Source organism: Pseudomonas sp. GW821-FHT01C01 (assembly GCF_059422645.1).
Genome location: NZ_JBWKXF010000049.1, coordinates 21,931 through 45,111, shown reverse-complemented (window position 1 = coordinate 45,111; position 23,181 = coordinate 21,931). Strand labels below are relative to the sequence as shown.

20 protein-coding genes and 3 pseudogenes are annotated in these 23,181 nt (G+C 57.6%); 10 read left to right on the top strand and 13 right to left on the bottom strand.

Translation table 11 applies throughout. The annotated features are described in order from the left end of the window. The first annotated feature begins 298 nt into the window (after window positions 1-298). Entirely contained in the window at window positions 299-1,420 is a 1,122-nt protein-coding gene (locus AC07XF_RS23385; protein WP_495028368.1) for a beta-ketoacyl-ACP synthase III, read from the top strand. 220 nt (window positions 1,421-1,640) lie between these two features. Here the strand turns inward: AC07XF_RS23385 and AC07XF_RS23380 are convergent, their stop codons facing one another. Then, the gene (locus tag AC07XF_RS23380) at window positions 1,641-2,972 is read right to left on the bottom strand and encodes a putative porin (protein WP_495028367.1); all 1,332 of its coding nucleotides are present in this window, start codon (window positions 2,970-2,972) and stop codon (window positions 1,641-1,643) included. Window positions 2,973-3,253: 281 nt separating this feature from the next. Here AC07XF_RS23380 and AC07XF_RS23375 point away from each other — a divergent pair, with 281 nt between their 5' ends. Next, window positions 3,254-4,378, top strand: a complete 1,125-nt coding sequence (locus AC07XF_RS23375; protein ID WP_495028366.1) for a GNAT family N-acetyltransferase — start codon at window positions 3,254-3,256, stop codon at window positions 4,376-4,378. A 19-nt stretch (window positions 4,379-4,397) separates the two neighbouring features. Here the strand turns inward: AC07XF_RS23375 and aqpZ are convergent, their stop codons facing one another. The 5 genes from aqpZ to AC07XF_RS23350 all read right to left on the bottom strand — a co-directional run bounded on the left by aqpZ (window position 4,398) and on the right by AC07XF_RS23350 (window position 9,624). Further along, window positions 4,398-5,096, bottom strand: a complete 699-nt coding sequence (gene aqpZ / locus AC07XF_RS23370; RefSeq protein WP_495028365.1) for an aquaporin Z — start codon at window positions 5,094-5,096, stop codon at window positions 4,398-4,400. A gap of 298 nt (window positions 5,097-5,394) precedes the next feature. Further along, a complete protein-coding gene (locus tag AC07XF_RS23365; RefSeq protein ID WP_495028364.1) occupies window positions 5,395-7,227 on the bottom strand; it encodes an ABC transporter ATP-binding protein in 1,833 nt (610 codons plus the stop codon). 94 nt (window positions 7,228-7,321) lie between these two features. After that, window positions 7,322-7,879 (bottom strand): peptidylprolyl isomerase, encoded by a 558-nt coding sequence (locus tag AC07XF_RS23360; RefSeq protein WP_495028363.1) that lies wholly within the window; start codon window positions 7,877-7,879, stop codon window positions 7,322-7,324. A 3-nt stretch (window positions 7,880-7,882) separates the two neighbouring features. Continuing rightward, complete coding sequence (locus AC07XF_RS23355) at window positions 7,883-8,686, bottom strand: alpha/beta fold hydrolase (RefSeq protein ID WP_495028362.1); 804 nt, start codon at window positions 8,684-8,686, stop codon at window positions 7,883-7,885. Window positions 8,687-8,700: 14 nt separating this feature from the next. Further along, window positions 8,701-9,624, bottom strand: coding sequence for a PA3225 family LysR-type transcriptional regulator (locus tag AC07XF_RS23350; protein ID WP_495028361.1), 924 nt, complete (start codon window positions 9,622-9,624; stop codon window positions 8,701-8,703). Between the two features lie 49 nt (window positions 9,625-9,673). Between AC07XF_RS23350 and AC07XF_RS23345 the strand changes: the two genes are divergently transcribed. From AC07XF_RS23345 to AC07XF_RS23325, 5 genes and pseudogenes are all read left to right on the top strand, one after another. Continuing rightward, window positions 9,674-9,988: a 3-phosphoglycerate kinase gene (locus tag AC07XF_RS23345; RefSeq protein ID WP_116262284.1), complete on the top strand. Its 315-nt coding sequence runs from the start codon at window positions 9,674-9,676 to the stop codon at window positions 9,986-9,988. A 12-nt stretch (window positions 9,989-10,000) separates the two neighbouring features. Beyond that, window positions 10,001-10,093 (top strand): annotated as a pseudogene (locus tag AC07XF_RS23340) (metal ABC transporter ATP-binding protein); the annotation flags it as partial. A 123-nt stretch (window positions 10,094-10,216) separates the two neighbouring features. Then, a complete protein-coding gene (locus AC07XF_RS23335) occupies window positions 10,217-10,816 on the top strand; it encodes an FMN-dependent NADH-azoreductase (RefSeq protein ID WP_495028360.1) in 600 nt (199 codons plus the stop codon). Window positions 10,817-11,159: 343 nt separating this feature from the next. Continuing rightward, window positions 11,160-12,023 (top strand): carboxylate/amino acid/amine transporter, encoded by an 864-nt coding sequence (locus AC07XF_RS23330; RefSeq protein WP_495028359.1) that lies wholly within the window; start codon window positions 11,160-11,162, stop codon window positions 12,021-12,023. 43 nt (window positions 12,024-12,066) lie between these two features. Beyond that, window positions 12,067-13,542, top strand: coding sequence for a S41 family peptidase (locus AC07XF_RS23325; RefSeq protein WP_495028358.1), 1,476 nt, complete (start codon window positions 12,067-12,069; stop codon window positions 13,540-13,542). On the opposite strand, the pseudogene AC07XF_RS23320 reads toward AC07XF_RS23325, so the two are convergent. Further along, a pseudogene (locus tag AC07XF_RS23320) lies at window positions 13,484-13,767 on the bottom strand (hypothetical protein); the annotation flags it as partial. The gene AC07XF_RS23325 and the pseudogene AC07XF_RS23320 overlap by 59 nt on opposite strands. Between AC07XF_RS23320 and AC07XF_RS23315 the strand changes: the two are divergent. Beyond that, window positions 13,754-14,053 (top strand): annotated as a pseudogene (locus AC07XF_RS23315) (cysteine hydrolase family protein); the annotation flags it as partial. The pseudogenes AC07XF_RS23320 and AC07XF_RS23315 overlap by 14 nt on opposite strands. 161 nt (window positions 14,054-14,214) lie before the next feature. After that, window positions 14,215-15,822 (top strand): MFS transporter, encoded by a 1,608-nt coding sequence (locus tag AC07XF_RS23310; RefSeq protein WP_495028357.1) that lies wholly within the window; start codon window positions 14,215-14,217, stop codon window positions 15,820-15,822. Between the two features lie 45 nt (window positions 15,823-15,867). Here AC07XF_RS23310 and AC07XF_RS23305 read toward each other — a convergent pair whose 3' ends face one another. Continuing rightward, window positions 15,868-16,908, bottom strand: a complete 1,041-nt coding sequence (locus AC07XF_RS23305; RefSeq protein ID WP_495028356.1) for an acyltransferase family protein — start codon at window positions 16,906-16,908, stop codon at window positions 15,868-15,870. 98 nt (window positions 16,909-17,006) lie between these two features. Continuing rightward, window positions 17,007-18,302, bottom strand: a complete 1,296-nt coding sequence (locus AC07XF_RS23300) for a mechanosensitive ion channel family protein (RefSeq protein WP_495028355.1) — start codon at window positions 18,300-18,302, stop codon at window positions 17,007-17,009. Window positions 18,303-18,494: 192 nt separating this feature from the next. On the opposite strand from AC07XF_RS23300, the gene AC07XF_RS23295 reads away from it, so the two are divergent. Then, window positions 18,495-19,835: a DEAD/DEAH box helicase gene (locus AC07XF_RS23295; RefSeq protein WP_495028354.1), complete on the top strand. Its 1,341-nt coding sequence runs from the start codon at window positions 18,495-18,497 to the stop codon at window positions 19,833-19,835. Between the two features lie 182 nt (window positions 19,836-20,017). Here the strand turns inward: AC07XF_RS23295 and AC07XF_RS23290 are convergent, their stop codons facing one another. The 4 genes from AC07XF_RS23290 to AC07XF_RS23275 all read right to left on the bottom strand — a co-directional run bounded on the left by AC07XF_RS23290 (window position 20,018) and on the right by AC07XF_RS23275 (window position 22,902). Continuing rightward, a complete protein-coding gene (locus AC07XF_RS23290) occupies window positions 20,018-20,485 on the bottom strand; it encodes an AraC family transcriptional regulator (protein WP_495028353.1) in 468 nt (155 codons plus the stop codon). Between the two features lie 127 nt (window positions 20,486-20,612). Further along, window positions 20,613-21,347, bottom strand: coding sequence for a DUF899 domain-containing protein (locus AC07XF_RS23285; protein ID WP_495028352.1), 735 nt, complete (start codon window positions 21,345-21,347; stop codon window positions 20,613-20,615). Window positions 21,348-21,537: 190 nt separating this feature from the next. Beyond that, a complete protein-coding gene (locus AC07XF_RS23280; protein WP_495028351.1) occupies window positions 21,538-22,407 on the bottom strand; it encodes a DUF6279 family lipoprotein in 870 nt (289 codons plus the stop codon). Window positions 22,408-22,713: 306 nt separating this feature from the next. After that, the gene (locus AC07XF_RS23275; protein ID WP_015096330.1) at window positions 22,714-22,902 is read right to left on the bottom strand and encodes a PFL_1563 family small protein; all 189 of its coding nucleotides are present in this window, start codon (window positions 22,900-22,902) and stop codon (window positions 22,714-22,716) included. Between the last annotated feature and the right edge of the window lie 279 nt (window positions 22,903-23,181).

Here is a 23,181-nt window from a genome sequence, read left to right as displayed (position 1 = left end):
GGCGGTGTCTCAGTCGATATCACTGTCGCCTGAGACACCGCCTTCGCGAGCAAGCCCGCTCCCACAGGTCAGGTGGTGTGTCAGTGGGAGTTTGATCCAGCAAATAGGGGCGAAATGCCCACGTTTATGGCAAACTTCGCGCCTATAAACGCCGGCCCGGCGGTTTTGAGCCTTCACGGTCGCGGGCGGGTCGGAATACAGCGATGCCAGGTTTGCGTCCCCAGGATGGGAATAGACCCTTTGCGTGTTGGTACGACGGTGCCAATGCTTTCTGCCTGAACAGATTAGAGACACGACCATGCATAACGTCGTCATCAGCGGCACCGGCCTGTACACCCCGGCCAACAGCATTTCCAACGAAGAGCTGGTGCAGTCTTTCAATACTTACGTGGCGCAATTCAACGCCGACAACGCCGATGCCATCGCGCGTGGTGAAGTGGAAGCGTTGACCGAATCCAGCGCAGCGTTCATCGAAAAAGCCTCCGGTATCAAGAGCCGCTTTGTCATGGACAAGGACGGCATCCTTGACCCGCAACGCATGGCCCCACGCTTGCCGGAACGCTCCAACGATGAGTGGTCGGTGCTGTGCCAGATGGCCATCGGCGCTGCCGAACAAGCCTTGCAGCGCGCCGGCAAGACTGCTGCCGACATCGACGGCGTGATCGTCGCCTGTTCCAACCTGCAACGCGCTTACCCGGCCATTGCCATCGAAGTCCAGGAAGCGCTGGGCATCCAGGGTTTCGGTTTCGACATGAACGTGGCGTGTTCTTCGGCGACCTTCGGTATCCAGACCGCCGCCAACAGCGTGCAATTGGGCCAGGCCCGGGCGATCCTGATGGTCAACCCGGAAGTCTGCACCGGCCACTTGAACTTCCGTGACCGCGACAGCCACTTCATTTTCGGCGATGCCGCCACTGCGGTGATCATCGAGCGTGCCGACCTGGCGACGTCCAAGTACCAGTTCGACATCGTCAGCACCAAGCTGCTGACCAAGTTCTCCAACAACATCCGCAACAACTTCGGCTTCCTCAACCGCGCGGCGGAAGAGGGTATTGGCGCCAAGGACAAACTGTTCGTGCAGGAAGGCCGCAAGGTGTTCAAGGAAGTCTGCCCGATGGTGGCCGAGCTGATCGCTGAGCATCTGCAAGAGAATCAGCTCAACGTCAGCGACGTGAAGCGCTTCTGGCTGCACCAGGCCAACCTCAGCATGAACCACCTGATCGTCAAGAAGCTGCTGGGCCGCGACGCCACCGAACAGGAAGCGCCGGTGATTCTCGACACCTACGCCAACACCAGTTCCGCCGGTTCCGTGATTGCCTTCCACAAGAACCAGGACGATCTGGCCGCCGGTTCGCTGGCCGTGCTCAGCTCGTTCGGTGCCGGTTATTCGATTGGTAGCGTGTTGCTGCGCAAGCTGTAGGAGCGAGCTTGCTCGCGATGGTCGTCAACGATAACGCGATAAACCTGACGCCCCGCGGCGTGCTCGGGTTAATCGCGAGCAAGCTCGCTCCTACAAGGGCGGGTTGGCAAAAACAAACAGCCCGGCGTTGATGTGTCGGAGGATGATGGGGACCGACACACCAACGCCAGGCTGTAAAAGCGGCCCGGGCTTCCTTGCCCGGGTCGTGTAGCGGGGTAAATCAGAACTTGGCTTCGGCATCCAGTTGCAGGGTGTTGATGTCCGAATCGGTTTTCTTGATGTTGGCGTTGGTCTGGTCCGAGGTCGCCATGAAGTAGGTCGCGCCCAAGGCGAAGTTCTTGTCCAGATCGTAGCTCACTTTCAGCTTGCTGCCGCGCGAACCGGTGAAGCCGTTGGCGAAGTCGGAGTCGGTGAAGGCACCCACCACAGCGTTACGCTGCACATCGCGGTAGTTGTAGTCCAGGTTGAAGCCGTAGACCTTGGACTTCACACCGGCCAACCAGCCAGTGTCCTGGTCGTTGCTGGCATCGGCGTTGTTGACGTACTGACCGTAGATCGACAGCGGAACTGGCAGGTTGCTGAAGTCCAGTTGACCAAAACCTTCGTACAGTTTGAAGGTTTCGTTCGGGCTGTTGCCGTTGACGGCCAGGGCGCATGGTGTGGTAACGGTGCCGGAGGTAGGGCAGGCACTGCTGCTGTCGTTGTCGTAGGAGTAGATACTGCCGCCCAACGTCATTTTCATGCTGTCGGTAATGGCGAAGCGACCACCCAACTGACCAGCGTACAGGCGCAGGTCGTGCTTGAACTGCACGCCTTCACCGTCGACGTTGTCCTTGAGGGTGTAGTGACCGGCGCTACCGAACAGCTCGGTGCTGCCGCTCAGCGGGTACTTGTAGGTGACTGCCAGACCTTCCGGGTTGATGTCGCTATCCCAGATGATGTCGCCCATGCTCACCCATTGTTGCGGCATCTTGCCGCCAACCAGGTGCAGGTTCTTGATCGCGTCAGGGTGGTAGTCGATGTAACCCAGGTCCAGCCAGATCTGCTTCTTGTCGAAGTAGTTGTTCAGGTCCTGGTTGGTCGAGCGAGCGTCGTCGTTGCTGCCGGTGGCGATACGGATACCGGTGTCGACTTGCGGGTTGATTTCGCTGTAGGCACCCAGGCGGGCACGAATGCGCTGGCGATCCTGGTCCTTGTTGTTTGGCACACCATCGTTGTGCACGGTTTCTTCACGGAAACGCACGTCGCCCTTGAACTGGGTCTTTGCCGCCCATGCAAGCTTCTGGTCGAAAGTGCTCAGAGCGTCGGTTTTCTTCGCGGTGGCCGCGATTTGCTCGTTGGTCTCTTGCTGAGCCTGACGGGCGATCTGCTGGTCTTTCTGATCCCTGGCCAGCTCGGCTTGCAGTTCGCTGTACTGCGCGTTGGTGATCGAGCCGTTAGCCTTGAGCATGTCGAGCAGTTTGGCGTCGACTGCGGCACTGGCCGGAACACTCATGGCCAACAGCAGGCCACCGCACAAGGCCGCCGCAGTTTTCGTGGAAGCAAGACGCATATCAATCTCCGAAGATGAGAGGGGATGACAGAGCCATCCGGGACACAACCGACCATTTAGGGGCGGAAAACAGTGACCGGGTATAACCCGGCGCTCTAAAAACAGGCGCCAGTATCGCGATGGTTTATGACAGAGCAGTGGCGATGTGATGTCATGTCGATGACGATACAGAGTCGTCTTGAACTATTGAGTTAGAGCACTGTCGTCGTTTTGCTCGTGTGCAATACAGAGCGATAGGCGATACTCGCGGGGCTTTCACGCCATGAAGAGTGAGGATGGTGATGCCGTTGCAACGCCTGCAAAGACTGTCAGAAATCGCCCCGCAGACCTGGGACGCCCTGGTGCCCGAGACTCAGCCTTTTCTGCGTCACGCTTTTTTGAGCGCACTGGAAGACAGCGGCAGCGTCGGCCCCCATTCTGGCTGGCAGCCCGAGCATTTGCTGCACGTTGAAGGTGACCGCCTGATCGCCGCGCTACCCAGTTATCGCAAGTGGCATTCCTACGGCGAGTATGTGTTCGATCACGCCTGGGCCGATGCCTGTGAACGCGCCGGCATCGATTACTACCCCAAACTGTTGACCGCCGTGCCGTTCAGTCCCGTCACCGGGCCACGGTTGTTGGCGGCCACGGTCGAAGACGGCTTCGAGTTATTGAAAAGCCTGCCGGGCTACCTTGAGCTTGAGGGGCTCTCCAGCGCCCACATCAATTTCACCGATGCGTTCACCGACGCGGCATTGAGCGAGCAGCCCGGCTGGTTGCAGCGCGTTGGCTGTCAATACCACTGGCAGAATCGCGGTTATCGGGATTTTCAGGATTTTCTCGATGCACTGAGTTCTCGCAAGCGCAAACAGATGCGCAAAGAGCGCGAGCAAGTGGCGGGGCAGGGCTTTGAATTCGAGTGGCTTGAAGGTCGAGAGCTGAGCCAGACACAGTGGGATTTCGTCTATGCCTGCTACGCCAATACTTATGCGGTGCGCCGCCAGGCGCCGTACCTGACGCGGGAGTTTTTCAGCCTGTTGGCCGAACGCATGCCCGAGTCGATTCGCGTGGTGCTGGCCAGGCAGGGCTCACGGCCGGTGGCGATGGCCTTCAGTCTGGTGGGGGGCGACAGTTTCTACGGGCGTTACTGGGGTTGCCTGGCGGAGTTCGACCGCCTGCATTTCGAGACCTGCTTCTACCAGGGTATGGACTACGCAATCGCCAACGGTTTCCAGCGCTTCGATGCCGGGGCTCAGGGTGAGCACAAACTGATTCGCGGGTTCGAGCCGGTGATCACCCATTCCTGGCACTACTTGCGGCATCCGGGGTTGAAGGCGGCGGTGAAAGACTTTCTGGAGCAGGAGCGGTTGGGGGTGCTGGCTTATGCGGAGGATGCGAAGTCAGCCTTGCCTTATCGACAAGGCTGACCTTCACACGTGCAACGTGTCAGTTGTCTTCCTTGCCCAGCCAGCGATACATCACGCCACCGACGATTGCACCGAGCAGCGGTGCGACCCAGAACATCCACAGTTGTTGAATCGCCCAGCCGCCGACGATCAGCGCCGGGCCGGTGCTGCGCGCCGGGTTGACCGAGGTGTTGGTGACCGGGATCGAGATCAGGTGGATTAGCGTCAGCCCCAGGCCGATGGCAATCGGTGCCAGTCCTGCCGGAGCACGTTTGTCGGTGGCGCCGAGGATGATCAGGATGAACATCGCGGTCATCACCAGTTCACAGACAAACCCTGCCGCCATCGAATAGCCGCCAGGCGAGTGTTCACCATAGCCGTTGGATGCCAATCCTCCCGCCAGTTCGAAACCGGGTTTGCCGCTGGCAATGAAATACAGCAGGGCGGCTGCAATCACGCCGCCAATGACCTGGGCAATGATGTAGGCCGGCAATTCATTGGCCGGAAACCGCCCACCCACCACCAGGCCGAGGGATACCGCAGGATTGAGATGACAGCCGGAAATATGGCCAATGGCGAAGGCCATGGTCAGCACTGTCAGGCCAAACGCGAAGGACACCCCGAGAAGACCGATCCCCACGTCCGGAAAAGCCGCCGCCAGCACCGCACTGCCGCAACCACCCAACACCAGCCAGAACGTACCTACCAACTCTGTAGCCGAACGTTTTAACAGAGACATGAGAGTGAGCCCTTTCGAGATTATGCCGCCTTTAGCATCCAGCCGATGGACTGCAGAACCACCTCCAGAACGTTGAAGTGAGTACAGCAGGGTTTTTTTAGAATTCCAGCGGGCAGAAAAAACCGCCAGGCCCCGTGATTGACGGGGTCTGGCGGTTTTTTTGGGGCTATCGGTCGCGCCAATCCATGTGGGAGCGGGCTTGCTCGCGAAGACGGAGTGTCAGTCGGCATCGTTGTTGAATGATCTACCGCATTCGCGAGCAAGCCCGCTCCCACAGGTTTTGTGGCCTCCGCAAGACTTAGTCGATCCCGACAAAACCACCAGTCTGGTGTTGCCACAAGCGTGCATACAAACCGCCATGGGCCAGCAGTTCGGCATGGCTGCCGGTTTCAGCGATCTTGCCGTTTTCCAGCACCACCAGCCGGTCCATGCGGGCGATGGTCGAGAGCCGGTGTGCGATGGCGATCACGGTTTTACCCTGCATCAGGGTTTCGAGGCTTTCCTGGATCGCCGCTTCAACTTCCGAATCCAGTGCTGAAGTGGCTTCGTCCATGATCAGGATCGGCGCGTCCTTGAGCAGCACACGGGCAATGGCGATGCGCTGGCGCTGACCACCGGAGAGTTTCACACCGCGCTCGCCGACGTGGGCATCGAAACCGGTGCGGCCCTCTGCGTCCGACAATGAAGGAATGAAGCCGTCGGCCCGGGCCTTGTGCACGGCTTCCCAGAGTTCGGCGTCGGTGGCGTCGGGTTTGCCATACAGCAAGTTGTCACGGATCGAACGGTGCAGTAGCGAGGTGTCCTGGGTGATCATGCCGATGCGTTCGCGCAGGCTTTCCTGGCTGACGTCGGCGATGTTCTGGCCGTCGATCAGGATGCGTCCGCCTTCCACGTCATACAGGCGCAGCAGCAGGTTCACCAGGGTCGATTTACCAGCACCGGACGGGCCGATCAGGCCGATTTTTTCACCGGGTTTGATGGTCAGGTTGAGGTCGCCGATGATCCCGCTTTGCTTGCCGTAGTGAAAATCCACCTGCTCGAAACGCACTTCGCCACGGGCCACCGCCAGGGGTTTGGCCTGCTCGCGGTCGGTGACGGTGACCGGTTGCGAAATGGTCTGCAAACCGTCCTGCACCATGCCGATGTTTTCGAAGATGCCGGTCACTACCCACATGATCCAGCCGGACATGTTGACGATGCGGATCACCAAGCCGGTGGCCAGGGCAATCGCACCGACGCTGATCAGTGACTGTGTCCACAACCACAGGGCCAGGCCGGTGGTGCAGACGATCAGCAAGCCGTTCAGGCTGGTGATGACCACGTCCATGCTGGTGACCACTCGGCCGGCCAGTTGGGCTTTTTCGGTCTGTTCCTTGATGGCTTCGCGGGCGTATTGCTGCTCGAAGTTGGTGTGGGCGAACAGCTTCAGGGTGGTGATGTTGGTATAGCCGTCGACAATCCGCCCCATGAGTTTTGAGCGCGCATCGGAGGCCATCACCGAGCGATCCTTCACCCTTGGTACGAAGTAACAGAGGGCACTGATGAACGCGACGATCCAGGTCAGCAGCGGAAGCATCAGGCGCCAGTCGGCTTCGGCGAACAGCACCAGGGAACTGATGGCGTAGATCAGCACATGCCACAGGGCATCCACGGCCTGCACGGCGGAGTCGCGCAGTGAGTTGCCGGTTTGCATGATGCGTTGGGCGATGCGCCCGGCGAAATCATTCTGGAAAAAATTCAGGCTCTGCTTGAGCACATAGCTGTGGTTTTGCCAGCGGATCATGCTGGTCATGCTGGGGCTGAGGGTCTGGTGCACCAGCAGGTCATGCAGGCCTACGAATATAGGGCGCAGCACCAGCGCAACCACCACCATCCAGGTCAGTTCCAGGGCGTGTTCCTGGAACAAATTGATGTTCGGCGTACCTTGGGCCAGGTCGATGATGCGGCTCAGGTAGCTGAACAACGCCACCTCGATCAATGCACCAATCAGGCCGACGATCAGCAGGGCGGCGAAGCTCGGCCAGACCTGCTTGAGGTAATAAGTGTAAAAAGGGAAAACCCGGTCCGGCGGAGACGCCGTCGGTGCTTCACGGAAAACATCGATCAGTTTTTCAAAGCGGCGATAAAGCATTGGTTGTTCGCCCGCGTACGGGCTCTCCTTTTAACGTTTTGAGCGTTGCCGGCAAACACCGGCAACGGCTCGGACATCCTTGTCCAGCTTAGTCTCAGTCGATGCGCTTGGCCGACTTGATGAACACCGGGTCGGCCGGCACGTCCTTCATGCCGCTACGAACGGTGGTTGGCGAATTGACGATGATGTCGACCACGTCCATGCCTTTGACCACTTTGCCGAACACCGCGTAGCCGTCACCCTGGTCAAGGAAGTCGTTGTCCTTGACGTTGATGAAGAACTGGCTGGTGGCCGAGTCAGGCACCGAGGTACGGGCCATGGATAAGGTGCCACGAACGTTGACCAGGCCGTTGTTGTGCTCGTTCTTGATCGGTGCTTTGGTGTCTTTTTGCTGCATGGCCTGGGTGAAACCACCGCCCTGGACCATGAACCCCGGAATCACCCGGTGGAAAATCGTGTTGTTGTAGAAACCACTATCGACATACGCAAGGAAGTTTTTGGTACTGATCGGGGCCTTGACCGGGTCCAGTTCGATTTCGATCTGGCCGTTGGTGGTTTCCAGCAGCACGTGCGGGGCCTTTTCCGGCGTCGCGGCCATCAGGTTGGCGGCAAACAGGACGGAGCCTGCGGCGAGGGCGATTTTTTTCAGCATGGGTCAGTGATCCTGAGTGGTGGTGTCGACTGCGGTCAGAAAATCCAGCAGTGTTTGGTTGAAGTGTTCCGGCTGGTCCAGCGGCGTGGCGTGGCGTGAATCGGCGATCACCACCAGCCGCGCATCGGGCAGCAGATTTACGTAGCTTTCCTTCAGCGCTACCGGTGTGTAGTCACGGTCGGCGCTGACGATGAGGGTTGGACAGGTGACTTTCGAAAGTCGTTCCTGGACCCCCCAGCCCACAATGGCATTGAAGCTGGCGAGATAAGCATGTTTGTCGTTTTTTGCCCAGCGCTCGGCCATCTTTTGTCGCAAATCTGCCTGCTCGGGCTTGGGGAACAACTTGTCGCCCAAGGCCTTGCCGATAGTCCCCAGACTCAGCAAGCGCATCAGGCTCCAGCGCTTGAACCATTGCCAATAGTCGTCGCGGCTGCGCAGTTTGACCTCGGGGGCGCTGTTGACGATGCACAGGCTTTTCAGCAGTTGTGGCTGATCCACGCCCAGTTGGAAGCCGATCATGCCGCCCATGGAAAGTCCCACATAATGTGTCGGGCCAAGGTTCAGATGCTCCATCAGCGCGACCAGATCAGCGCTGAAGCCGGCGATGCTGTAGCGCTCGCGAGGCTTGTCGGAGCGGCCGTGGCCGCGTACATCAGGAACAATCACCCGGTAGCGGGTGGCCAGTGCCGGGATCTGTTTTTCCCAGTCCAGCGTGCTGGAGCCGAGACCGTGGACCAGCAACAGCGGCGTGCCGTGGCCATATTCCTCATAGTGCAGGTTGCAACCTTCGTGTTCGAAATAGGCCATGCATACACTCCGTGTCAGGCTTGTTCGGGGGCGGCGAACGGTGCGTCCAGTGGTGCGGTGTCAAACGTACGCAGTAGTTCGATGAGAATCTGCGTGGCCGGCCCGAGCGGTTTGTCCTTGTTCGAATACAGGTAAAAGCTCGGGTTGCGGCTACCGCCCTGATCCAACGGTAGCAGCTTGAGCGTACCTTCCTTGAGTTCCCGTTCGATCATGTGCCTGGGCAGCCAGGCAAAACCCAGGCCGCTGCTGACGAAGGTCGCGGCGGTGGCCAGGCTGCCGACGGTCCAGCGTTGTTCGGCACCGAGCCAACCGACGTCCCGTGGTTGCTGGCGGCCCGAATCGCGGATCACCACTTGCATCTGGCTTTCCAGGTCCTGGAAGTTCAGTTCGCGGTTGAGGCGGTGCAGGGGATGTTCCGGGTGGGCGACCGCGACGAACTCGACGTCGCTCAACTCCGCGCCCAGGTAGCCGGGAATACTGAGCCCGGTGATGGCCAGGTCGGCCACGCCTTCGAGCAGCACTTCCTCCACGCCCGACAGCACTTCCTCACGCAGGCGCACCCGGCAGCCACGGCTTTGCGGCATGAATGCGGTCAGGGCGCGGACGAGGCGGGCGCTTGGGTAAGCGGCATCGACCACCAGGCGAACTTCGGCTTCCCAGCCCTGTTCCATGTGATGGGCCAGGTCTTCGAGTTGACTGGCCTGTTTCACCAGTTGCCGGGAGCGGCGCAATAGCACGCCGCCAGCTTCGGTCAGCACGGCTTTGCGTCCGTCGATGCGCAGCAACGGCACGCCGAGCTGATCCTGCATGCGTGCCACGGTGTAGCTGACCGACGATTGCGAGCGATGCAGCGCCTCGGCGGCCTGGGCGAATCCACCGTGATCGACCACGGCTTGCAGCGTTCGCCATTGATCAAGGGTCACGCGGGGCGCTTTCATGTTGAGCTCCTCTTGTCCTAAGCTGGCAGCCCTTATTGGAGGCTGCTGAATGAAAAAATTCTGTTGTGTGCTGCTGGCGCTGCTGCCGCTGACGGCGATGGCTTACCCGATCGATGTGAAGAAAGACCTCAACGGCATGAAGATCGATTACCAGACCTACGACACGGATAACGACATCGGCTCCATTCAGGTGGCCAACTACGGCGACGTCGATGCAAGCTGCAAGGCCGTTTTCATCAATGGCCCGGAAGCACCGCGTACCCGCAAGATCGACGTACCGGCCGGCAAGCACAAAAATGCCACCGTCAAGTTCAGCCGCAACATCATCAAGCTGCGCATCGAGCTGACTTGCACCCCGAAATGACAGCAATCTCCTGTGGGAGCGGGCTTGCTCGCGAAGAGGCCGTGTCAGTCGATATCAACGTTGAAGGACACACCGCCTTCGCGAGCAAGCCCGCTCCCACAGGTATGCTGAGCTTATAAACGAATTTATTGATGGGTTATAGCAATTATTTGCGCTTTTTCATCGATATGACTCTGTTTAACCTTCACTCCATCGACCTACAGCATTCTCAGATGGAGGCTACATCCCATGTCCCGCGTTCTGATCATCGAAAGCAGTGCCCGTCAGCAAGATTCGGTTTCCCGTCAACTGACCCAGACCTTCATCAGCCAGTGGAAGGCGGCTCACCCGAATGACCAGATCACCGTCCGGGACCTGGCCGTCAAGCCGGTACCGCACCTGGACATCAACCTGCTGGGTGGCTGGATGAAACCTGCCGAGCAGCGCAGCGACATCGAACAGGCTTCCCTGGAGCGTTCCAACCAGTTGACCGACGAATTGCTCGCCGCCGATGTACTGGTCATGGCCGCGCCCATGTACAACTTCGCGATTCCCAGCACCCTGAAAGCCTGGCTCGACCATGTGCTGCGTGCCGGCGTGACCTTCAAGTACACCGAAACCGGCCCGCAAGGCCTGCTCAGCGGCAAGCGCGCCTACGTGTTGACGGCTCGTGGCGGCATTTATGCGGGCAGCGCCGCCGATCACCAGGAACCGTACCTGCGTCAGGTCATGGGCTTCATCGGTATCCACGACGTGACGTTCATCCACGCCGAAGGCATGAACCTGGGCGGTGAGTTCCAGGAGAAAGGCCTGAACCAGGCGAACGCCAAGCTTTCGCAAGTGGCCTGACCCGTTAATCGCCAGATAATCACTGGATGGTCTAGTGATCTGGCGCAACCCTTCAAGCCTGCACGCGCATCGAACCTCCCTTCGCACTTTTTGCTCCTGAGTGCTCTGGCCCGATTGAACGCTTTAGCGAGATCGGGCTTTTTTTTGCCCGGGATTTTTTGAGCGGACACACAACCTTTGTGGGAGCGGGCTTGCTCGCGAAAGCGGTGTGTCATCCCACATTTATGTCGACTGACACTCCCTCTTCGCGAGCAAGCCCGCTCCCACAGTTTTTGTGTTGGTTTAGCGTTCGCGATCAGTAGCAAAACCCGCTATCGTCGCCGCCATTCGAAATGAGGCGAGCATGGGCTATCTACTTTTTGTCACGCTGATCCAGGCGTTTTCCTTCAGTTTGATCGGCGAATACCTGGCCGGTCATGTCGACAGTTACTTCGCAGTACTGGTACGTGTGCTGCTGGCGGGGCTGGTGTTCATTCCTCTGACCCGCTGGCGCTCGGTGGAACCGGCGTTCATGCGCGGCATGCTGCTGATCGGCGCGTTGCAGTTCGGTGTGACATACGTCTGCCTGTACCTGAGCTTTCGCGTATTGACGGTGCCGGAAGTGTTGCTGTTCACCATCCTCACGCCGTTGCACGTGACCCTGATTGAAGATGCACTGAATCGTCGCTTCAATCCCTGGGCCCTGGTCGCGGCGCTGGTGGCGGTGGCGGGGGCGGCGGTAATTCGCTTTGACCGGATCAACCCGGACTTCTTCATGGGTTTCCTGTTGCTGCAACTGGCCAACTTCACCTACACCGCCGGGCAGGTGCTCTATAAGCACCTGGTGGCCCGCCACCCGAGCGATCTGCCGCACTACCGACGCTTCGGTTATTTCTACCTTGGCGCACTGGCGGTGGCGTTGCCGGCGTTTCTGTTGTTCGGCAAACAGAACTTCCTGCCCGAAGCACCGCTGCAATGGGGCGTGCTGCTGTTCCTCGGCCTGGTCTCGACCGCTTTGGGGCTCTACTGGTGGAACAAAGGCGCGTGCCTGGTCAGCGGCGGGACCTTGGCGGTGATGAACAATCTGCATGTGCCGGTGGGGTTGCTGATCAATTTGCTGATCTGGAACCAACATGAAGAACTGGGGCGGTTGTTGCTCGGTGGTTCGGTGATTTTGCTGGCGGTGTGGATCAGTCGGTTGAGCATCAGGCGCGCAATGATCAGATGAGATCAATGTGATCATCATTTGTCTGCTTTTTTTGGTGTTTTAAATGACTTGTAATGCTAATGCCTTTCCCCTTAAAAGCTTATGCCTGATACTTTTTTTTGTTGTGTTGTCGCCTTTTGTGTTGGCTGGTGAAGCGCCTGTAAAAAATTGGAGAGAGCTAACTGTTAATGATCTTTCTGGTATTCGGCAACTGATAGTTGATTCTCATCCGGGTGCTATAGATGATAATAATGAGTCTTTTACAGACTGGGTTGAGCGGGGTTATTTGGAAGCAATTCAGCTGTCCAAACGCGTCAACTCAAGGAAAGACTCTCAAGCCGTGCTTGATTTTTACATCGCGGGCTTCAAGGATGGACACGTAGGGCTGAATCAACCTGATAAAGGGAGTTCTTCCTGGGCAGGTTTCATTTTGGATATGCGAGGTCAGAGTTTCGTTGTAAAGCACGTCGCTAAAAATTGGCCTGTACCGCTACCACCGATAGATTCCGAGGTTATATCGTGTGATAACAAATCGGTCCGCGAGAAACTGGAAAGTGAAATATCTCCATATGTTGATCGTAGACTTAATCTGCAGTCCACTTGGTTGCATTTGGCTCAGCAGTTAACTGTCGATGATGCCAACTATCCCGTTCTGGCGAAGGACTTGTCAAAAAGCTGTTTGGTTGCTCTTCCAAATGGAACAAGACAAAACTTTACTTTGTTATGGCAAGAAGATTCCGGACAATTGGAGGCTTTCCTGCGCCAACCTCAACCACCCCAAGCGCTCCAGAATCTGGGAGGCGGACGATATTGGATACATGTCTCAAATTTCATGCCGTCAGCAGCCGATAATGCTTCCCTTGATAAAATGCTTGAGGCCATCAAAAGCATCAATGATGCCAAGCTGGTTGTGCTTGATACACGAGGCAATCGCGGCGGTAACAGCTTGGTTGGCGCTGAAATACTTTCTGCTCTGTTCGGCTCGCAATTGTTAAAAAGCTTGGGCGAGCCATCTCGTGCGTATGCGATGTGGCGCGTTTCTCCTTTTGCACTCTCAACGCTAAATAAGGCACTTGCTACCATGGGGAGTGATTATGGAAAAGATAGTGAAGCTTATAAATTTGTTTTTGGTTTAACCAGGTCGATGGAACTCGCACTTCACGAAAAGAAAGACTGGTTGCGTCAGCCCAGCACTTCCTCGGTCGATCAAGAGGGTTCGAGAGGCGTCAATGCCCAGGGTTTTAAAGGTAAGATTGCGCTGGTTACTGACTCATTTTGCGCGAGTGCCTGTCTCGACTTTGCGGACGTTGTTCTTGCAATTCCGGGGGTTGTCCATTTAGGGTTATCAACGAGCGGCGATACACTTTATATTGATATAGGCTCTCAAACACTACCGAGTGGTGCGCAGTTTTGGCTGCCGTTAAAGGTATGGAGAGACCGAGCACGAGGAAATAATCAAAGTTATGATCCGCAATTTGTTTTTAGTGGCGATATAAGCGACACGCCTGCAGTTCAAAAGTGGGTTCTTGATCATTTATGATCGGGTCAGCGCCATTCCTCAAACGCGCCGAAAAACCGGTGTAGGAGCTGCCGCAGGGAATTGCGGTATTACATGATGTGTTTTTCCGGCTCGGGAATATGGCTGCGCCCAGGACTGCCAGCAAGTAGTCATAAACATGTCCCCCTGAATCTGCTCGTAGTCGACCCAAGCGACGGTACGAGTAAAGCAGTAGATTTCCAGTGGGATGTCTTGGTTGGTGGTCTGCCTGACCTTCCCGACTCTGGAAACCCTGGTCGAAGGCTACGAGGTCTACATAGTCATCGACGATTCCGGTGGCACCAGCAAAGAAGTCCGCGACATGTCGGTGCAACGGATGATTCAAGTCGGCGTGGTGCCGGTGATCTGGCAACAAGCATTACTCGAATACCAGCGTAACTGGGCGCACTAGGATACTTATGAGGCGGTGATGGAACACAGCGGCGCGTATGGCGTGGGCGTGGATTACGCTTACACCATGGTGCACAAGGCATCGCAGCGGAAGGTCAAGTAAGCCGCCAATGTTGAATTAGATGCTATCCCTGCGGGAGCGAGCTTGCTCGCGATAGCAGAATGTCAGACGACACTTGGGTTGACTGACACGCCCTCATCGCAAGTTCGCTCCCACAATTGTTCTGTTGTTAAGCCCACAGTCGTCGTGATCAGGGAACCGTCATGAGCCAGCCCAGCGAAAGTACTGTCAGTTCCGCTAACCGTTCACCGTGGAGTCCTTTGAAACACGGGATTTTCCGTGGACTGTGGCTGGCGAGCATTGCCTCGAACATCGGCACTTGGATGCATGAGGTCGGCGCCGGATGGTTGATGACCTCGTTGTCGGCCAGTCCGATGACCGTGTCGCTGGTGCAGGTCGCCAGTGCGGCACCGATGTTTTTTCTCGCCTTGCCGGCGGGTGCGTTGGCCGACATTGTCGACAAGCGTCGTTATCTGTTGATGGTGCAAGGCTGGATGGCCGGCGTGGCGTTGTTGTTGGCACTGCTGACCCTGAGCGGGTTGATGACCGTGCCATTGTTGCTGCTGTTGACCCTGGCCATGGGCACCGGTACGGCGTTGATGATGCCGGCTTGGTCGTCCCTGACCCCGGAACTGGTGCCCGGTGACGAGTTGCCAGCGGCGATTGCCTTAAGCAGTGTCGGGACCAATCTGGCCCGAGCGGTCGGCCCCGCCATTGCCGGCGTGCTGGTAAGTCTGGTGGGGCCGTGGGCGACTTTCGCACTCAATGCATTGTCGTTTTTCGGTGTGATCGCAGTGCTCTGGCTCTGGCGGCGCGAGGCGAAAGTGGCGGTCTTGCCGGCTGAGCGGCTGTTCAGCGCAATGCGGGTTGGCTGGCGCTATGCGCGCAGTGCCCGGCCATTGCAACGGGTGTTGATCCGGACTCTGGCGTTCTTCTTCGGCGCCAGTGCCGGAATGTCGTTGCTACCGCTGATTGTGCGCGGCGAGTTGCACGGCAGTGCGGCGCAATTCGGTGTGTTGCTGGGCAGCGTCGGCGTTGGCGCGGTATTGGGCGCCATGTGGCTGCCAAGGTTGCGTCAACAGTTGGCGGTAGACCGTCTGGTAGCTGGCGCCAGCCTGATTTACGCCATCGTGTTGTTTGCCCTGGCGTGGCTGCGGGATTTCTATCTGCTGATTCCGGTGATGTTGATCAGTGGCGCGGCCTGGATCACCGTCCTGTCGAATTTTCAGGTGGCGGCGCAAACCTCGGTGCCGGCCTGGGTGCGAGCCCGGGCGCTGGCAGTGTACATCCTGATGTTCTTCGGCAGCATGGCGCTGGGCGGATTGCTTTGGGGCTGGGTCGCCAGCCAGAGTTCAATGAGCATCGCCCTCAGTGCCGCAGGCACGGTGCTGGCGCTGGGCGTCATCCTGACCTGGCGTGTCGCGTTACCGCAACGGGTCGCAGAGGACCTCGCGCCATCACTGCATTGGCCACAACCGTTGTTGGCCGAAGGTGTTGATCACGAGCGCGGGCCGGTCATGGTGATCCTGGAATATGACATCCCTTTGGAACATACCCAGGCGTTTGTCAGGGCGATGGACGCGGTGCGCCGGATGCGGCAGCGCAACGGTTCGTTTTCCTGGGGGCTGGTGCAGGACAGCGAGAATCCGCGGTTGTGGTGCGAGTTTTTTTTCGATGAGTCCTGGGTCGGTCATTTGCGCCACCACGGACGCGTCACCCGCGCCGAACGCAAGATCGAGGCGGCGGCGCGACGTTTCCAGGCTGATGGCGTAGAGGTGCGCATCCGGCATTTACTGCACGGGCAAGCTTAAACTTTTGAATTTAGAGCGACCGTTTGCCCGGCGTTGAAAAGTTATTCAGTTGTTTTGCCCTTGGTTTGGAGCGCCGGAAGGTACTACGTTTGTGCTTTTATCGTGTGTCTTGACCCATCTGGATATCGGTTTTTCAATGAGGTTGAAACTCAATGCCGATATTGCAGTGATCAGCCCAAGAATCATTGCCAGCGTGGTGAGGTGGCTGAGGTTTAGTGTTTGTTGGATCTTTATCATGTAGGACATAACCAGTACATGACATAGGTAAGTCGAGTATGACCAATCGCCCAGTTTATTGATCAGTTCGATTCTAGAGAAAAAGCGTTCTTGAGATAGCGCTGCAAGTAAAATGGCAGCGCAAGGTAGTCCCGATTTCCATGGTGAGTGAGCCGTCTGACCGTAGTGGATAATAACTCCGAGGGCGGCCACTGCCATTATCAGTGCTGGAACCAAGGGGATACGTTTTACAAGGTTTTTTTGGTACGCGTACGCAATGATTATTCCGAATGTAAATTCAAACACAATGGGGTTTTGGTAGAAAACAAAGCCGCCGCCAAGGTGCGGCAGCGCCTTGTATAGCAGGAAAATGCCAAGAATGATCGTGGGTACTCTGAACTTTTCAGGGGAAAACAGGCTCGCCAGAAAGACGGCGTAAAACACCATCTCATAGTTGAGTGTCCAGCCAACCGTCATCAATGGATAAAAACCGATTCCGGATGGATTCTGTGCGGGGATAAAAAACAGGCTTTTCAGCAGAAATACGGGCTCATAGAGTGTCAGAGGTACCGAACCGGGTAAAAAAATCAATGTCACTGCAGTGATACAGGTAAACATCCAATAGGCGGGGGCAATTCTTGCTAATCGATGGCGGACGAATGTTGCAGGGGAAATTTTTTTGCCGGTAGCGGAAAGGTAAATCACAAAGCCGCTGATGACAAAAAACAAATCTACGCCGATGGCACCATACCGTTGCATCGAAACGGACACCGGATCGGTTAGTTGAAAGTTATGGACTAACTGCATGTAGTGGTGGAAGACCACTATCCATGCAGCGAGCGCGCGTAATGTTTGAATGGAATTGAGCATTGTTCGATGCATCTGCCAAAAGGATCGAGTATACCGATATAGCCTTGGTGTCGCCTACGTTTGCTGATGAACAGGTCGCACATGGCGGTTGCAGTGTTTCATAGCGTCTTTTTCAGTTCGGGTAGATGGCTCGCGCCCAGCACTGCCGGCAGTATCCCCGCACGCAAATCCGTTCCGCTCGGCTGCTGATACAGGCTCAACCCGAACTCAGGCAGCACCGCCAGCAGGTAATCGAAAATATCCCCCTGGATCCGCTCGTAGTCGGCCCACGCCGTGGTGCGGGTAAAACAGTAGATCTCCAACGGAATGCCCTGGGCCGTGGTCTGCATCTGGCGGACCATGCAGGTCATGTTCGGCTGGATCCCCGGGTGACTCTTGAGGTAGGCCAGCGCATAGGCGCGGAAAGTGCCGATGTTGGTCATCCGGCGACGGTTGGCCGACAGGGCCGCGACGTTACCCTGGGCTTCGTTCCAGGCCTTGAGTTCGGCCTGTTTGCGGCTCATGTAGTCGGTGAGCAAGTGCACCTGGGACAGCTTCAGTTCTTCTTCGTCGCGCAGAAAGCGCACGCCACTGGCGTCGATGAACAGGCTGCGTTTGATCCGGCGGCCACCGGAAGCCTGCATGCCGCGCCAGTTCTTGAACGACTCGGACATCAGGCGCCAGGTTGGAATCGAGACGATGGTCTTGTCGAAGTTCTGTACCTTGACCGTGTGTAAGGTGATGTCCACCACATCGCCGTCGGCGCCCACCTGGGGCATTTCGATCCAGTCGCCGACCCGCAGCATGTCGTTGCTGGTCAACTGCACGCTGGCGACAAACGACAGCAGCGTGTCCTTGTAGACCAACAGAATCACCGCCGACATGGCACCCAGACCCGACAGCAGCAACAGCGGCGAGCGGTCGATCAAGGTCGCGACGATGACGATCGCGCCAAACACGTACAACACCATTTTCGCCAGTTGCACATAGCCTTTGATCGAGCGGGTGCGGGCGTGCTCGGTGCGGGCGTAGATGTCCAGCAGGGCATTGAGCAGGGCGCTGACCGCCAGCAGCAGAAACAGGAAGGTGAAGGACAGCGCGACGTTGCCGAGGAAACCCAGACTGGTCTTGCTCAGGTTCGGTACCAGATTGAGACCGAACTGGATCACCAGCGATGGCGTGATCTGCGCCAGGCGATGGAACACCTTGTTCTGTAGAAAATCATTGACCCAGTGCAAGGCCGGCTGGCGGCCGAGCATTTTGGCCGCGTGCAGAATGAGGTAGCGCGCCACCCGTCCGAGGAACAGCGCAATGGCCAGCAACAGCAGCAATGCCAGGCTGGAATGCACGAGCGGGTGCTGGTCGAGGGCGCCCCAAAGGTCCAGGGCGTTGATCCAGAGCTGTTTGATATCCATGGTTAAAAACGATTCTTCTGTAGGGCGCGAGGGGTGATTAGAGCATTTAAGACGCTTTGTATTACGTTTGAGGAAAAATCAGGCAACAAAAAACCAACTGTTTACCGCCATTTGTATAAAGAAACTCGGCCTACGCGCTCGAAACCGTTACCCTATGCAGCTGTTTTTTTGCATTTCTTCGAGGTAGCACCCGTGTTTTCCCAATTCGCCCTGCACGAACGCCTGCTCAAAGCCGTGGCCGAGCTGAAATTTGTCGAGCCAACGCCTGTGCAAGCCGCGGCCATTCCGCTGGCGCTCCAGGGGCGTGACCTGCGGGTGACGGCGCAAACCGGTAGCGGCAAAACCGCTGCATTCGTTTTGCCCATCCTCAACCGTCTGATCGGCCCGGCGAAAATCCGCGTCAGCATCAAGACCCTGATCCTGCTGCCGACCCGCGAACTGGCCCAGCAGACGCTGAAAGAAGTTGAACGCTTCTCGCAGTTCACCTTCATCAAGTCCGGCCTGATCACCGGCGGCGAAGACTTCAAGGTTCAGGCTGCGATGCTGCGCAAGGTGCCGGACATCCTGATCGGTACGCCGGGCCGGATGATCGAGCAACTGAACGCCGGCAACCTCGACCTCAAGGAAGTCGAAGTACTGGTGCTCGACGAAGCCGACCGCATGCTCGACATGGGCTTTGCCGAGGACGTGCAGCGTCTGGTGGACGAGTGCACCAACCGTCAGCAGACCATGCTGTTCTCCGCTACGACCGGTGGTTCGGGTCTGCGCGAGATGATCGCCAAGGTCTTGAACAACCCTGAGCACTTGCAGCTCAATGCGGTCAGTCAGCTGAACGAGACCACCCGCCAGCAGATCATTACCGCTGACCACAACCAGCACAAAGAACAGATCGTCAACTGGCTGCTGGCCAACGAGACCTACCAGAAGGCCATCGTCTTCACCAACACCCGGGCCATGGCCGACCGTATCTACGGCCGCCTGGTGGCGCAGGAATACAAAGCGTTCGTGCTGCACGGCGAGAAAGACCAGAAGGATCGCAAACTGGCGATCGACCGTCTGAAGCAGGGCGGCGTGAAAATCCTCGTGGCCACCGACGTCGCTGCCCGCGGCCTGGATGTCGACGGTCTGGACCTGGTGATCAACTTCGACATGCCGCGCAGCGGCGACGAGTACGTGCACCGCATCGGTCGTACCGGCCGCGCTGGTAACGATGGCCTGGCCATCTCGCTGATCTGCCACGGCGACTGGAACCTGATGTCGAGCATCGAGCGCTACCTCAAGCAGAGCTTCGAGCGCCGTACCATCAAGGAAGTCAAAGGCACCTACGGCGGACCGAAAAAGGTCAAGGCCTCGGGCAAAGCCGTCGGCGTGAAGAAGAAAAAGACCGACGCCAAGGGCGACAAGAAAAAAACTGCCGCCAAGACCCCGACCAAGCGCAAGAGCGTCAACCGGCCGAAGAGCGATTCCCTGGTCAGCAAGGACGGCATGGCCCCGCTCAAGCGCCGCAAGCCGGAAGCGCCAGCGGCTGAATAAGTCGTTGTAAGTGCCCCACGAAAAACCCGGACAATGTCCGGGTTTTTTTATGTCTGATGTGTATCAACTCTCAGTTTTCTTTTCTGCCGATTCCAGTTCCTTCAAGCGCTGATCAATCAACTGACACTATTCGGGGGGAAGTTCAGTCAAACGTATGGTCGGCCTTGGGATGCCCGTCTCGATCAGCCTTTCACCGCAATACACATCTGCAGCGCTATCACCCCGGTCTCTTCATCGTAGGATGTCTCTGTCGGATAGCGTTCGAACCCAGGGCGCTGGTCGTATTCCAGGCCGCTTTGCGGCATCCACTGCGTGCACATCTCGCACCAGCCGGCTGGAATTTCACTGGCTGGCCCCGTGAATTCGGCGACGGCGTAGCGGCCGCCGGGCAGGTGGGTGACGGCGAACGGGTATTTGGGTTCGAAGTCGGCGGGCACTTCGACGCAGGCGTCGTAGCGGCAGTATTGCGCTGGCGTGGCGCTCGGGTCGTCGTGGCCGATGCCGTAGCGCACGCGGTTGAGCAGATTGTTTTCGATCATCCACGGGGCAACGGTTTCGCGCCAGAAGGTGCCGATTTCCGGGCCGTAGGGGCCGGTGTAGCGCAGATAGGCGACGCGGGCGGGGGGCAGGGTTTTGAGGGTGACGTTCATTGTCTTGGCCTTGTTACTTATCTGGGGATTTTGTGTTGAATGGTCGGGACTCTTCGCGGGCAAGCCCGCTCCCACAGGGGGCTGGGAGCGTGGCTTGCCCGCGAAGGCCGCGCCTCGGTGTCTGGGGCTAACCGCTATGGCAGCAGCTCGACTTCTCCTGTTCCTCATATTTGTCGTGATGCCGCACCCATTCCATGATCTCCTCCTCGTTGCGGCCCTTGGGCGTGAGGTCGAGGTAGTTGTAGGCGCCGACCAGCAGGTCCAGGCCCCGGGCATAAGTAGAGTAGGTATGGAAAATTTCGCCGGCGTCATTGCGATAAAACACGCTGAGACCGGGGAGTTCTTCCTCGGAGCCGTCGGTTTTTTCGTAGTTGTACGTAGCCTTTCCGGCGGCGACGTCTTCGGCTCGGGCAGTGACGCCAAAGTCGTAGTTGAAGTCGCATCCTGCTGACGACACCCAGTCGAACTTCCAGCCCATGCGCCGTTTGAAGGCCTGGAATTCGGCAAACGGTGCGTGGGAAACCGCCACCACTGCAATGTCGTGGTGGGCGAGGTGCTGGTTGGCGCCGTCGATGTGATCGCTGAGGTACGAGCAACCGGGGCAACCCTCGTCCCAGCCCTCGGCGAACATGAAGTGGTAGATGACTAACTGACTGCGGCCGCCAAACAGGTCGGCCAGTTTCAATTCGCCGCTTGGCCCCTGGAAGCGGTAATCCTTGTCGATTTTCACCCAGGGCAGGGCGCGGCGTTCGGCGCTGAGTCTGTCCCTTTCCTTGGTGAAGGCTTTCTCGTGGGCAAGGTGCTGTTTGCGTGCGGCGAGCCATTCTTCCCGCGACACGACGGGATGATTCTGAATGTTCATGTTGTTTTCTCCTGCGTGGGGCGGGGAGGTGAGTTACACAGCCTAGTCGTTTGGCTTGCGTGGAATTCGACATACCGCCGGTCGGTCGTCAGCAAATGCCCGGCTGAAGGGGCAGAGCGAATACCAACCAAAAGCAGGTTGAGGGTTTTTCCTCAACCATAGAAACTCCCACATTGGCATTGTGTTGGGCTTAACTTTGTTTCGCCGCTTTCAAGCACTTCAAGTCACTGAAGTCCTTGCGCACTCCCTCGATCTTTTTCAGCAAACGCTCGCGCTGAGCCGGCGTGCTTTCAGCCATCAGATCCACGAACAGCGAACGTGCCTGAGCTTCGGTGTTGGCAAAGGCCTGGCGATAGGCGGGTGTCCACAAACTCTCACGGTTGACCAGAAGTGTCTCGATTCGTTGTGGGAATTGTGGGCTTTGGCGTTGGGCGACGGCCGCGCTGAACTGCTTTTGCCAGTGGACACGGTTGGCAAGCCACTGGGTGTTTTGGTCGCCCAAGGCGTTGGACCATGTGGTTACCCGCTGTCGCTGGGTGGCGCTCAGTGGCCCGAGCCAGTCCTTCAGGCGCTTCTCCATGCGCTCGCCGCGCTCCTTGATCTGCTGGTCGAGGGAGGGTTTGAGGTATTCCTCCTGGCGTTTGCGCTGGTCCTTGGCAAAGGCTTCGTTCATCTCGGCGACTTGCTTGTCATCCAGCCCTTGTAACAACTCGATGGCCGACGGGGTGATTTCCCGCGCGGTCTCGGCGATCGCTTGTTCGGCTTCGTGGGCGCGGGCCTGCAATGCGGTATCGGTGACCTGGTTGGTCGCGATCATGGTTTGCAGACGGTCCAGCCAGTCGAGGTAGCCGGGCAATTGGGTGGTGCAGTGCCAGCTCAGGTGTTCCTTCAGGCGTTCGTTCAACCAGCTCTTTTGCTCGCCGTTCATGTCCAGGTAGTCGCTGAGCGTCCACGGGATGATCACATCGAGATTGCGGTAGGCCAGGCCCATGCGGCTGCACGCGCCGAGGGCGAGGGCAACGGTGAGCACAATGGCGAAATGTTTAAACCAGCGGGACATGGGCGAATCCTTGCGAAAGCCAGTCTTCGGGTCTGATTCTCATGTGAACCCAGGATGAGCCTGGCAGTTCAGCCGACAAACAGGAAGGTTTGAACATGTGTCATTTCATGAACAGCGAGGCGGGCTGGTGGGCTCATTGAAACGCTTGATCCAGACGCGTGCAAGGATACCGGTGAATGATCGGCAATGAAGGCAGAGCGTCGATTTTCACAGGGTTTGAAGGAATGGCGGAGGGGGGGAAAGCGAGGGTTCCAGTCCAAGCGCTTCGAAGCTCAAAGCGCTTTGGGACCAGGTGACGCGAGGGGATTACTTTTTGCCCAGGGTGATCTGCTTGGACGGGCCGAACGTCTGGCCACTGACGCCTTTGGCAATTTGCTGGATTTCACCGCCGGACTTGAGGAACGCTGCGATCTGGCTGTTGATCGATTCGCTGGTTTCGACGGCTGGAGCTGGCTTTGCTTTGCTGGTGGATGCTTTTACGCGCATGGCGGCCATTAACCTGTAGAAAATTAACTTGGCCAGGCATCGTACAGGAAACACCTGATAATTGCTTGGCAAATATCCCCTGGCAATACTCGTGAGGTCTGGGTAATTAGTCAGCGGCCAGTATTCGAAATATGCGTCTAAGCCGCTGTTTTAAATAAGAACATTGCCTGGGAAAATACCGCATTACGCTGGCCTGGGCGTGGCGTAAATGCCCGGATCGGTCTGACGAGCGGCCAGGCGTGCGATACAAACCCAGGAAAATTGAGGTCTTCAGAGGATTTTCTCGTG